General features: G+C 70.0%; 10 protein-coding genes and 4 pseudogenes. 10 read left to right on the top strand and 4 right to left on the bottom strand.

The window, feature by feature from the left end; translation table 11 throughout:
• Positions 1 to 224: 224 nt before the first annotated feature.
• The 3 genes from ABZ840_RS30465 (at position 225) to ABZ840_RS30455 (ending at position 2,068) form a co-directional block, all read left to right on the top strand.
• Positions 225 to 581 (top strand): hypothetical protein, encoded by a 357-nt coding sequence (locus tag ABZ840_RS30465; RefSeq protein WP_361564830.1) that lies wholly within the window; start codon positions 225 to 227, stop codon positions 579 to 581.
• A 285-nt stretch (positions 582 to 866) separates the two neighbouring features.
• Positions 867 to 1,766 (top strand): GAF and ANTAR domain-containing protein, encoded by a 900-nt coding sequence (locus ABZ840_RS30460; RefSeq protein ID WP_361564827.1) that lies wholly within the window; start codon positions 867 to 869, stop codon positions 1,764 to 1,766.
• A gap of 179 nt (positions 1,767 to 1,945) precedes the next feature.
• Positions 1,946 to 2,068, top strand: a complete 123-nt coding sequence (locus ABZ840_RS30455) for a hypothetical protein (RefSeq protein WP_361564825.1) — start codon at positions 1,946 to 1,948, stop codon at positions 2,066 to 2,068.
• 129 nt (positions 2,069 to 2,197) lie between these two features.
• Here the strand turns inward: ABZ840_RS30455 and ABZ840_RS30450 are convergent, their stop codons facing one another.
• Complete coding sequence (locus ABZ840_RS30450; RefSeq protein ID WP_361564822.1) at positions 2,198 to 3,181, bottom strand: LysR family transcriptional regulator; 984 nt, start codon at positions 3,179 to 3,181, stop codon at positions 2,198 to 2,200.
• A gap of 91 nt (positions 3,182 to 3,272) precedes the next feature.
• On the opposite strand from ABZ840_RS30450, the gene ABZ840_RS30445 reads away from it, so the two are divergent.
• The 4 genes from ABZ840_RS30445 to ABZ840_RS30430 all read left to right on the top strand — a co-directional run bounded on the left by ABZ840_RS30445 (position 3,273) and on the right by ABZ840_RS30430 (position 6,166).
• A complete protein-coding gene (locus ABZ840_RS30445) occupies positions 3,273 to 4,118 on the top strand; it encodes an alpha/beta fold hydrolase (RefSeq protein ID WP_361564819.1) in 846 nt (281 codons plus the stop codon).
• Positions 4,090 to 4,863 (top strand): MFS transporter, encoded by a 774-nt coding sequence (locus ABZ840_RS30440; protein WP_361564817.1) that lies wholly within the window; start codon positions 4,090 to 4,092, stop codon positions 4,861 to 4,863. The genes ABZ840_RS30445 and ABZ840_RS30440 overlap by 29 nt, the downstream gene beginning before the upstream one ends.
• A gap of 4 nt (positions 4,864 to 4,867) precedes the next feature.
• Entirely contained in the window at positions 4,868 to 5,446 is a 579-nt protein-coding gene (locus ABZ840_RS30435) for an MFS transporter (RefSeq protein WP_361564814.1), read from the top strand.
• A 144-nt stretch (positions 5,447 to 5,590) separates the two neighbouring features.
• Positions 5,591 to 6,166, top strand: a complete 576-nt coding sequence (locus ABZ840_RS30430; RefSeq protein WP_361564811.1) for an EF-hand domain-containing protein — start codon at positions 5,591 to 5,593, stop codon at positions 6,164 to 6,166.
• Positions 6,167 to 6,543: 377 nt separating this feature from the next.
• Here the strand turns inward: ABZ840_RS30430 and ABZ840_RS30425 are convergent, their stop codons facing one another.
• Positions 6,544 to 7,902, bottom strand: coding sequence for an HAD family hydrolase (locus ABZ840_RS30425; protein WP_361564808.1), 1,359 nt, complete (start codon positions 7,900 to 7,902; stop codon positions 6,544 to 6,546).
• Between the two features lie 191 nt (positions 7,903 to 8,093).
• On the opposite strand from ABZ840_RS30425, the pseudogene ABZ840_RS30420 reads away from it, so the two are divergent.
• Together ABZ840_RS30420 and ABZ840_RS30415 are read left to right on the top strand one after the other, a co-directional pair.
• Positions 8,094 to 8,243 (top strand): annotated as a pseudogene (locus ABZ840_RS30420) (GNAT family N-acetyltransferase); the annotation flags it as partial.
• Positions 8,244 to 8,341: 98 nt separating this feature from the next.
• A pseudogene (locus tag ABZ840_RS30415) lies at positions 8,342 to 8,967 on the top strand (transposase).
• 175 nt (positions 8,968 to 9,142) lie between these two features.
• Here the strand turns inward: ABZ840_RS30415 and ABZ840_RS30410 are convergent.
• Positions 9,143 to 9,223 (bottom strand): annotated as a pseudogene (locus tag ABZ840_RS30410) (SAM-dependent methyltransferase); the annotation flags it as partial.
• 924 nt (positions 9,224 to 10,147) lie between these two features.
• Here ABZ840_RS30410 and ABZ840_RS30405 point away from each other — a divergent pair.
• Positions 10,148 to 11,143, top strand: a complete 996-nt coding sequence (locus ABZ840_RS30405) for an AraC family transcriptional regulator (RefSeq protein WP_361564805.1) — start codon at positions 10,148 to 10,150, stop codon at positions 11,141 to 11,143.
• Here the strand turns inward: ABZ840_RS30405 and ABZ840_RS30400 are convergent.
• Positions 11,144 to 11,734: pseudogene (locus ABZ840_RS30400) on the bottom strand (hypothetical protein); the annotation flags it as partial.
• Positions 11,735 to 11,789 lie beyond the last annotated feature (55 nt).

Raw genomic sequence — 11,789 nt, 5'->3', positions numbered from 1 at the left:
GCCGCTCGGCCCGGCAGCCAGCCACGGAACCCACCACTTCCGGCCCCGCCACTCCGCTGCCGTTCCGGTGCGCGGCAGGTCGTCTCTGCCGCGCCTCTTCGACTTCCTGAGTACGAGAGAAACGCTACTCCTCTCACCTATCCATGTCTACTGTCTCCACCACAGATTTGCTCCATCGGCAGGATGGAGCATCTTGCTCCCTCCGCGTCCGGAGCGGCATCCCGGTGCAGCACTGGAGACTCTTGGGTCACCGGCGGCCGGGGTCGGCAACACTCGTCCGGGTCCACGCCGTCGATGGCCAGGAGGACGTCACCTTCGAGCGGCGGGCGGAACGGCCGATGGGCCTCTGGGCCGAGGCCGGAGAGAACCCGCGCCGCGTTGTCCCGCTGCTCGGCCCGGACGCGCCGCCGACAGTTGAGTTCGAGGACTGTCTGCTGTGTCCCGGCTGCTACCGGCCCGTCTACGACAGCACCTCTTCCCACAACCTCATCGGTCCCACCCCCGTGCTTCCCACCCCCTTGCTCGGGCTGTGCCGGCTGGGCGCTGAAGGCACCACGCTTCGCTCCCCGCGCACAGGCTGAGGTACCTCAGCCCGCAGCAGCGCGTCGTCCTGGAGACGGTGGCCACCACCATGAGGCAGCTGGTGCCGGTCGCACTCGGCAGTGGTGACCAGGCGCGGAGCGGCACACGCACCGCGCCTGAGGTCCCATGGCCGATCTCGGCCCGGAGCGCCGCCTGGCCACCGCCGGCGGTGGCCAGGCCACAGCGGGCGGGACGCCGGATGGGTTAGGTTCGGCCTGCAGTTGCTCGTGCACTGCGACCCGGTCGCCGTCCGGCGCGATCCGGCCGTGAGGCAGAGGAGATCCATGCAAGAACCAACAGAATCAGCTCCGGCCCCACAGCCCCGGCGCCGCCCGGCACCGGACATCCGGCAAGAGGAAGTCGACCAGCTCCGCCGTGAGGTGCGGGACCTGCGCGCCAAGGTCCGCACGCACCCGCTGATAGCCCAGGCGCAGGGCATCGTGCAGGAGCGCTACCGGCTGCCGGACACGCACAGTGCCTTTGAGCTGATGAAACGCTGCGCACAGCGGCACAACCTCAAATTGCGCACCCTGGCATCCGCCGTTGTGTCCGTGCCCCGCCCCGACGGGGAGCAGGGCCTGTGGTTCCCGGGCCGCTCCGGCCGGAGACCGCCGGCACTGCGGTTCCTGCCCGGCCACCGGCCGGACAAGGTCAACCGCAGCACCGTTTTGAAGCGGGTGCTGCATCAAGCGCGGACACTCACCGACGCGCCGATGGGTGACCTGCAGACCGTGGAACCCTCGCTCGGGCTGCGGATGGAGCACCATTACGGCCTCAGTGAGGAGTTCCTGGACTTCTTCGCCGTAGTCGACGAGGGCACCTCCTGCTTCCAGGCCGCCCAGAGCCGGGCCCGCGTCGCCTCCGACGTCGCCACCGACCCGGCCGTCAGCGAACCGTCCCGCGAAATGATCTGGTCGGTCGGCAGCCGCACCACCCACAGCCTGCCCATGCTCTCCACTGCCGGGCACACCCTCGGAGTGTTCTCCCTCCATCTTCCCCGGCCCAACCAGGACCTCACCCGGGCACAGGCCACCGCCTTGGACGCCATCGCCCTGCAAGCCGGCCGGTGGCTGGACTGGCACCAGCACACCGTCGTCCTCAACGCCCTGGAAGACCTCCACCGACACGGCACGGCCCTGCGTGCCGCACCGCCCCGACGCCCCTCCGACGACGGCACCGGATAGCTTGGCCCTCGCCACGGACAACGCCCCACCCCTGGTCCAAGGACGCGCGCCAGCAGTACCAGATCCTCTCCTCTGGCTTTGTTCATGAGAACGGGCTCCGGTCCACTTCGTGTGGTTCGCGTACGCAGGGTGTCTGTCTTCTTTGGTGCCGGTTGAGTTCAACGCGGTACCGGAACCGCATGGCAGAGCGGCCCCAGCGCGCGGCCGCCGCGCGGGGGCGCCCGGCCGAAACGGCGGTGGCCGATCAGCAGACCGGCCAGATGTCCACCCTGTGGCGGGGAACGTCGAGCGCGGCAGCATGAGTCGTAGCGACGGTGCGGCGGAGCTCGGTGCCGAAGCAGCGGCGGAGCTCGGTGCCGAAGCAGCGGCGGAGCTCGGTGCCGAGGCACAGGAACGGGGTGAACTCCTCCCACTCGTCCGGCGGGGCGAAGTCAGGCAGGGGGTGAGTCGGGGTCGCCTTCTCCTTGCGGTCCGGCTTCGTGTGGTTCCAGTGGGCCGAGCCGGTGGTCGAGCGCGGCACCGACATCGGGGCAGTTCGTGCGGATGACGTCGAGAAAGGCGTTCAGTGCCGGGGAACGGTCCCGGGCTTGGAAGGACAGGACCAGATCGGGCAGAGGCGTGCGCGGAGTCACCTCGCAGAACCACGTGCCCCGGCGTGGGGCCGCAAGCATGCGGGAGGGCCCCAGGCCGACGCCTACACCACATGCGGCGAGACCGATGATCGTGTGGATGTCCCTCGCGACGGTCGCGCCGGAGAGCGCCGGGGAGTCCTTGCCCAGGAGGGCCCGCAGCCCGGTGTCGACGGCGGGCTCGTCCTCCCCCGGCGCCACGATCAGTGGCTGTCGCCGCAGCCGGTCCACGTCCACCGACGGCTGCCCCGCGTACGGGTGGGTGCTGCCCACGACCGCGACCAAGTGGTCGTGCCCGATCGGGACCGATACCAGCTGCTCGGCCCCGACGCCCCGTGGCCGGCCGAGGCCGATCGCCACGTCCAGTTCGCCGGCGACGAGTGCGGCCGTGCTGCGGCTGGTCGCCATCTCGTGCAGTTCCAGCCGCACGTCGGGCCGTTCACGGCCGAACCGGCCAAGGACGTCCGGCAGGGGTTCGAGCAGCGCCGAGGCGATGAAACCCAGGCGCAGTCGGCCCGTCTCGCCGCGTGCTGCCCTGGCCGCGTCGACCGAGGCCGCCCTGATCTCGTCGAGCGCCCTGCGCGCCCGGGAGAGGAAGGCCGCGCCCGCAGCCGTCGGGAACACCCCCTGGCGGGTGCGATCGAACAAGCGGGTGCCCACCTCCCGCTCGAGGTCGGCGATCTGCTTGGACAGCGGAGGCTGCGCGATGCCCAGCGCACCGGCGGCCCGGCCGAAGTGTTCGTGCTCGGCGAGGGCCAGTGCGTACCTCAGGTGCCGCGCCTCCATGCCATCCTCCCGTCATATTCCATACATATCGCCGACCAGCTTGTCAGATCTTTCAGTGGATGACCGGGACCGGGTCGCATGGAATGCAGTCATGACCGATTCTTCCTCCCCAGGCACCGTCTTCGTCTTCGTGCACGGGGCCTGGCACGGCTCCGGGCAGTGGGCGGCGACGCAGCGCGCACTCGCCGCGCTCGGTGCCGCGAGCATGGCCATCGATCTGCCGGGGCACGGCTTCGACGCACCACTGCCCACCGGATACCTCCAGCCGGGCCAGCCGGGCCTGCTGACCGAGAAGTCCGCGCTCGCCACCGTGACGATGGACGACAGCGCCGAGGCCGTGCTGGACACGCTGCGCCAGGCCCGCCGCTACCGTCGTGTCGTGCTCGTCGCGCACAGCGCGGGAGGCGGCCCCGCGTCACTGGCTGCCGAGCGCGCACCCGAACTCGTCAACGAGATCGTCTACCTCTCGGCCTTCGTGCCCGCCGGGCGGCCCCGGTTCTTCGACTATCTCGGCTCGCCCGAGAACGCCACGGCACGGGGCCGGAGTCTCAACCTCGGCGACCCCGGGGAACTGGGCGCCGTGCGGATCAACCCGCTCTCGCAGGATCCCGCCTATGCCGAGGAACTGCGGCAAACGCACTACCACGACACCGCTCTGGACCGCTTCGACCGCTGGCGCTCGGCACTGAGCCCCGATCTGCCGCTGGCGATCCCCACCACCCCGGTCATCGTGACTCCCAAGCGGTGGGGGCGCATCCCGCGGACCTTCCTTCGCTGCGCGGACGACCGGGCACTGCCGACGGCCGTGCAGGATCTGATGATCGCGGAAGCCGACCGGGCCATGCCCGGCAACCCGTTCACCGTGCGCACCCTCCCGGGCAGTCACAGCCCGTTCGCCGCCCGGCCCCGTGAGCTCGCAGCGGCACTGCTGCCATGAACAGCGGCGCCTCGTGCTGCCGGTGGTGCTCAGCGCCACTTTCACGCAACTGCTCAACGTCGCTGTCGCCCAGGTCGCGGCGCCGGCGATCCAGGCCGGCCTGGGCGCCGGTCCTGGCGCCGTGCAACTGGTCCTCGCCGGATGCACCCTGACCTACGCGTGCCTGCTCATCCCCGCCGCACGGCTGGGCGACCGGTACGGCTACCGCCGGCCGTTCGTGGCGGGCACCGTGGTCTTCACCGCGGGTTCGCTGGCCGGCGCGTGTGCCCCCGACGCCGCATCGCTGATCACGGCCCGGCTGGTGCAGGGCGCGGGCAGCGGCCTGGTCGCCCCCCAGGTCCTGTCGCTCATCAAGGCCACCACTCCCGCGACACGCCGACCGCGCGCCCTCGGCCTGTACGGCGCCACCATGGCCGTCGCGTCACTGGCCGGGCCGCTGATCGGCGGCCTCGTCCTCAGTGCCGACCCCTTCGGCCTCGGCTGGCGGCCGGTGATGCTCCTCACCGTGCCGGTGGCACTCGCCTCGCTGGCCGGAGCGACCGCGCTGCCCCGCACCCGCGGGGCGGACGGACTCCGCGTCGACAAGCTGGGCGCGCGGCTGGTCACCGCGGGAGCCGGCGCACTGGTCCTGCCCCTGGCACTGGGGCGGGAAGCGGGCCGGCCCTGGTGGTGGACGTGGGCCGGTTTCGCCGTGGCCGTGGCCGCCCTCGGCCACTTCGTCCGGAGCCCCCCCGCACCGGCCTGACCCGTTGATCGATCCCGCGGTGCTGCGTGACCGGTCGGCGCGCAGGGGCACACTGCTGGTGTTCGTGTGCAACACGGGCGTGCCCTCCTTCACCTACCTGCGCTTCCTCCACCTTCAGTCCGCCGTCGGGTACTCGGCCCTGTCGGCCGCACTGACCTCCGCACCGTTCGCTGCCGCCGCCGTTGTGGGCAGCAGAGCCGCACCCGCTCTCACCCGCCGGCACGGACCGACGGTGCTCACCGCCGCGTCGCTGGTGATGGCCGGGATGTGCCTGGCACTGGCCCCGCTCGTCGGCTCGGCGGCGGGACGCCAGGCGGCACTGCCCGTGCTGGCCGTCGGCGGAGCCGCGTTCGGCGCCTTCACCGCGTCGGTGTTCACCTTGGTACTGGCCGAGGTACACGGCCCCGCCGCCGGTTCGGTCTCCGGGCTGCTGCCCACAGCACAGCAGCTCGGCGGATCCATCGGAGTGACCGCGGCCGGACTCGCCTACTACGCCCCCGCCGCCGATGCGGACACCGCGTTCCTGCACGCCCTCTCGGATGCCTTCCCGGCTCCCCCGTCGAAGCGGGCCCCATCGGCATGAGTTGGATCGCAGTGGCTCTGTCTATGGTTTCGGGGCCGCCGCGGACACGCCCGGTCGTTTGCTCCCCAGCAGGGATGCGGTGCACCGGCTGCTGGGCTGCCGGGCCTACTACTGACGGGCCGCTTCCGCGCGCAGGATGGGGTCATGGACGCATCTGCCGGCATGTCCCTGTTCCTGCGGCGCAAGCTCGCTCGCCGCTTCGAGACGTTCGACACGGATGGCGACGGCTACGTCGACCGGGCCGACTTCCAGACCGCCTGCGATCGGCTCGCGGCCGCCTTCCACCTGAGCCCCGACGCCCCGGAGCTCAAGCATCTGCGTGAGCTCAGCGACGAGGTGTGGCGGCACCTGGTCCAGGCCGCGGACGCCAACGCCGACGGCCGCATCGACTTGGCCGAATACCAGGCGGCGTTCGCGGCAGGCCTGTTGGTCACCCCCGCTTCCTTCGACGCCGGGTACGTGCCTTTCCTCAACGCGCTGATGGACATCGCCGACACCGACGCCGACGGCAAGCTCACCCGGGACGAGCAGGTGCGCTGGACCGGCGCGCTGATGGGGCTGCCGGAGCCGGATGCCCGGGAGGTCTTCGGCCGCCTGGACCGCGACGTGGACGGCCTGATCAGCCGCGACGAGATGCTGGAAGCGATCCGGGAGTACTACTTCAACGAGGAGCCGACATCAACGGGCGTCTGGCTGCTCGGCCCGCTAGACCCGCACTGAACTGATCACCGCGATTCACTGTACGGGGGATCTGGGCCGACCGGCCCCCTCCTCTGCCCCGCGGCGGCGATTGTCACGCACGACTACCCCGGCAAGACAGAACCGAAGTCGAGCGGCTGACCAGCTGGTTGAAGGTGAGCAGGTGGTGGTCATGCGCTCAGGCGAGAGGGCGTCCCTCTTCACGGCACCGCGACCGTCGGGAGAACAGTTCAGTGCCCAGGTCCCTGACCTGGGCACTGAACTCTTTGCTGCGCGGCTGAGACCACTGATCTGCTGCACACTGATCCGTTCAGTGCGCAGCCCCGACAGCCAGTCCGTCAAGCCCGCCGGGACAGCCGTCCCGGAGTCCTTCGGGCCGCGCTCCGGCGTCGGCGTCCTCAGCCGCTGTATACCCGGTCCTCCTGGTCGGGCACGATGGTGCCGTCCGGGCGGCGGACCGGCTCGCCGGTGCCGTCCTCCGCGGTGTAGGCCGTGCTCGCGCACGGGTAGGTGCCGGTCTTGCGCGGCAACGGCTCGATGAACATGGGGTTGATGACCCAACGCCGGTCGGCGTTGTCGTACGCACGGCACATCAGCTCGGCCTTGTTGCGGTTGATGGCGAGATGCGCGCCGGTGGCGTCGTTGACGAAGGTGACGTCGGTTTCGGCGTCACCCGCGCCGAACGCGATGCGGTGCGCCGGGTGCTGCTTCTTCCAGGCGTCGGCGCCCTTGATCTTGAAGATCTCCTGGTTGATCCAGCAGCGCTTGCCGTCGATGTAGGGCAGCACCTCACCTCGGCCATCCTGGACGTCGCCGCAGCCGCGCACGCCGGTGGTCAGCTTGCCGTGCTGGATGAGGTTGCGGATGCCGATGGAGTGCGTGCGGTCGAAGCCCAGCCTGCCCGCCCAGGCCCGCACGATCGGCTCCGAGGACGCGGAGACGACGTACACCCGGAAGCCCGCCGCCCGCAGCGTGCGGATCAGATCCTTCTGCTGTTCGTAGTAGCGGACGTAGCCGGCCATCTTGTGCGTACCGACGGTCTGTTGGTGGCCGATGGGCGCGGACAGGTTCTCGGCTCGGGCCTGCTCGGCGTACGCAGTGAGGGTGGCCGGGCGGATCCCGGCGTACAACTGGGTGACCCAGACGTACTCGGGAACGGTACGCCGGTGGTTCCACTCCCCCGCGAAGGCGGCCTTGCCGTCGGAGGTCTTCGCATCGAGGTAGACATCGAGTATCTCGTCCGTGCAGCCGGTGTCCTTGGAGGTCGGCAGCGGCTTGCCGGCGGGCACGGACGTGCTGCAGGCCCCGGTGAGGGCCCGGTGGGCGGCGGCCGTCAACCACTTGCTGGTCCCGCGCCAGCTCCGGGGCTGCAGGATCTTGTCGTGTTTGAGGGCCCAGGCGAGCGTGGCATCCGTAATGTCGTTCTTGACGATGGTGTTGTCCCAGTCGAACGCGGCGACGGGACGCGGCCCGTGGTGGCCCGAGCAGGCGCCCCGCTCGTCGATCATCTTCTGGAGCTTGGCGCGGTTGTCGCCGTGCCACGTCAGGTGCCGGGAGAGCTGCGGGCAGCGTCCACGCGGTCCGGCGGTGTCGGATGCCCCGGTACCGGCGGTCACGGTGCCGGCCGGTCGGGCGACGGCAGGGGTACCGGCCGCCACGGTTCCAGCGGCCATGACCAGCGCGGACACCGCGGACACAACGGAGACGACGGTGGGTATGGTGCGGGCTTTGCTGCTGGGGGTGTGCCTTTGGCGCATCGGTCCTCCGTGGAGACGGTGTTTCTTGCGGATCCGATCATCCTCTTTTCGGCTCCCTCGGGCTGCCATCGGCGGCGGCTTCCGCCGGTCCTGCGCCCTGGTGGACTACCCCTGTCGAGGGCGTATCCGCGGCCTGAGCGCCGGGTGTGCCGTCATCGGCGGTTGGCTTCGATCCAGTTGCGCAGGGCCCCAGCGTCGCCGCGGCGGCGGCGCTGAAGGAGATGGGTGCGTCAAGCGCGCTCGTCTGCACCCCGAGTGCGAACGCTGCCGCCGTCGCTACCTACAGGGCGGCTGGATTCGAGCCGTTGTCCGAGCGGCTGGACGTCAGCCGAGCCGCCTGACAATGTTCAGGCGGTTGGGAAATGGGCCGCGTCGCTGACCCTGGCTGGGGCCGAACGCCCGTTGATCATGAGGTGGATCGGGGTTCGATCATGGTCGGATGGTTCGTCGTGGTGAGGTGAGGGATGCGGCCTGGGCCCGGATCCTGCTGTTGCCGCGCTCCAACGGGCGTCACGGCCGGTGGCGGGATCATCGCCAGGTCATCTACGAGATCGTGTGGAAGGTGCGCCCGGGTGCGCCATGGCCGGATCTGCCGGAGCGGTACGGCCCCTGGAAGACCTGCCATGAGCGGCTGCGCCGGTGGACGGCGGGCCCACCAGCATGCGGCAGGGGCCCGGACAATGGGAGGGTGCGGCACGCGGCCGGTTGCGCGGGTTGGCGGCGAGGCGCTGGGACGATCCCGCGGCGGGTTGAGCACCAAGCTGCACTTGGCTGTGGACGGCGTGGCCGTCCACTGTCGTTCCTGCTGACGCCCGGACAGGCCAGTGACAACCCGCAGGCCGACGCCGGATCGCCGCCACCATCCCGGAGCGTACTGATCAGAAAAGCTGGCGCCGCGGCCGACCACCTCGCTTCGACCGCGACCTCTATCACGACCGCAACGTGGTCGAGCGCTGCTTCAACCGGCTCAAGCAATGGCGGGGCCTGGCCACCGGCTACGCCGAGCGCGCCGCGATCTACCGAGCCGAAGTCGTCATCGCCGCCATCGCGATCCGGCTCCGCTGATCGACAGGACACGCCCTCGTAGGGCAGGCCGGTCCCTCATCCATCTGACAATCACCACCACCCCTGCTCACGGCCCTGACGCAGCCCGCGTCAAATGACGGTGAGTCAGCGACGTCAGCAATGGTCAGCATGAGTCCGACTGCAGCCGTTCGGGGCCGCCATATGCGGTCAACGACGTGAGGCCAGCGGCGGCGCAGCAGTCGTCGTACTCCGACAGCGTGATGCTGGGCGGCACAAGCAGGTGGGCTGCGTCCAAGAGGTCCGGCGGCCGACGGCGCCTCGGTCTTGGCCAGACTCGTTGCGGTTGCCGGGACCATGGGTGCTTGCTCCACCCGACTGCTGGGCGGATGCGCTCAAGCAGGTCTCACCAACGGGCGGCGAGCGTGACGTTGCGAGACGGAGGATCAGCCGGTGCTCGCGCCCCCGAGCTGCCTGGTCTCCGCTCCCTCGGCCTCCCACCGGCCTGCTGCCGTCCACGCCGGCGCCGCCCCTTAACGGCTACGGGCCGACTCGGGCGAGACGTGTCACTCGCGGACGTCGCGGAGCACGTCGTCGAGGGGCCTGGTGGGAGGGCGTCGTAGCCCCCCTCCGACCGGGCTGCGAGCCGTGCATCTCAGACCGCTTTGCCGGCGACCCGCTGAGCGCGCGGCCCGCTGCTTCGATGGGCGCGGCGTTCCGGGTGCGGGGTCTGGGCAACCGGAACGCCGCCCGCAGGCTTACCGAGCGGCATCCTCTCGGCAGCCCTGCGCAGGGGCAGTGGCCCAGGCAGAAACCTAAGTTCTGTTGCCTGAGGACATGGTCCGGTTAACACTTGCAGTGATCCTGTAAACGCAACCAACCGAATCGGTGCAGTATGAGTTCGGTGGGGGGCTCGACTGCCGGAGTGGTGGAGCGGCAGACTGCCACGGATGTCAGATGATCTTGTGCCTGCTGGACTGGGAGCTGCGCGGCTTCGTTGGTGCCGCCCGGACCGCGGCGTCGCCGCCGGTCCGGGCCCGCTGCCGGAGGATGGCCGGGCCGCCCGTCGCGGAATCACCCACGTGTTCCCCCAGCGGGTGGGCTGACGTGCCGGCCCAACGCACCGGCACCGGGCCTGGTTCCTGAAGGAAGAGAAGCACCGCCCCCGGCCCCCCGGGCATGAGCGAACAAGCGCTGTCCTGCAAGAGGAGCGACGGAGGATATGTATCAGGTTCCGGCCCCACGAGCCGAATTCGGCCAGCCGGTCCAGCTTCGCACCGACGACCTGGACGAGGCCCGGCAGGTCATCGGGCGGAACTTCTACTCCAACGTCGTCGACCTGCTCCAGCCATCAGCCGTTCTCACCGGACACTTCGCGATCAGCAGGCTCCACCATGTGACGCTCGGTACTCTGCAATTCGGTGCAGACCTGTGCATGCGCTTCGGTGAGCTGGGGGCCTACCACATCGACGTGCCGCTCACCGGGTCCATGACGTGGCATCAGGGGCGCCTCGATCCACTACTGGCCACAGTGCACCAGGCCGCGGTCTTCCAGCCCGGCCACAATACGGTGCTGGACCGGTGGAGCGGTGATTGCCGACTTCTCGCTGTCAAGGTCGAACGCTCGGAACTGGAGCTCCAGTTGGAGCGGCTGCTCGACGCCCCGATCCGGTTGCCCCTTCGGCTTTCGCCCGCCATGGACGTCTCTCACGGTCCTGGGCGCAGCTGGGCACAGCTGGTCCGGATGGCCGCGGAAGATGCGCAGACGTCCCAGGGGCTCATCCATCAGGAGCTGGTCGCCGACCGCCTGCACGAGGCGGTGGTGATCGGACTGCTGCTGGCGGCCGACCACCCTTATCGCGAGGAACTGGCGCGGCCGGCCCCACCTTGCCGGCCTGCCCCGGTCAAGCGCGCCATCGACGCCATGGAGGCGCACCCGGAGCGTCCGTTCACCGTGACGCTCCTTGCCGAGATCGCCGAGGTCAGCATACGGCGGCTGCAACAGGGGTTCCGCCAGCACGTGGGCATGCCACCCATGGCCTACCTGCGCCGGATAAGACTGGCCCGTGCTCACGAGGAGCTGCGCCGTAAGGAACCTGACCAGGTGACCGTCACCGATGTCGCCTACCGCTGGGGCTTCACACACCGAAGCAGGTTCGCCGCCGACTACCGTCAACGCTATGGCGTGACGCCCTCGACCACTCTCCACAGGACCTAGCTAGGTGTGGTCGTGTTCGAGCATGTGGCGACGTTCCTGTTCCCGCTTGGAGTAGGCGGCTGCCCGGATCGCCTCGTCGCTCTCAAGGCCGGACCCCAGCGCGCCGCTCACCGTGGCCACCGAAGCGACGAACCAGGACAACACCAAGTACTCCGTGGCATGCAGCGGAGTACGTGTCATGGAGGCGAACACTCGGTCGTTGACGATGAACAGAGCCCACACCAAGTTGATGACCATCAAGCCCCCGTAGCAGACGAGCACCCCGATACCCACGGTCATGACGGTCGAGGCGTTGTAGAGCCTCGCCCTCTGCCGCGCCTCCCACGAGACGTCTGTTGCTCGTTGCCACAGCTGCCCGTCGACGATCAGCCAGCCGGTCATGAGTACGACAGACCCGACCATGGCGATCACGAGGCGCAGCGTGCTCAGGGCACCGCCCAGGTTCCAGACGGTGGAGTTCACGGTGGCGATGGCTCCCGCGGCGAGAGCGGCCGCCAGGGCTTTCGACAATCCCGGCACCAACCGCCACGGCCGGTTGGCGCGGATCATGCCGCCGAGCACTCTCAGGTATCCGCACGGTCCGCTGACGACGCGTCCTTCCGAGCCGCTTCGGTGGCCTCCTCGGCGAGCAGCTCCGCTGCCACCG

Origin of the sequence: Streptomyces sp. NPDC047117 (genome assembly GCF_040643545.1) — a bacterium.
GTDB lineage: Bacteria > Actinomycetota > Actinomycetes > Streptomycetales > Streptomycetaceae > Streptomyces.
The sequence above is the reverse complement of the archived record's forward strand: the minus strand, read 5'-3'. Positions and strand labels throughout refer to the sequence as shown.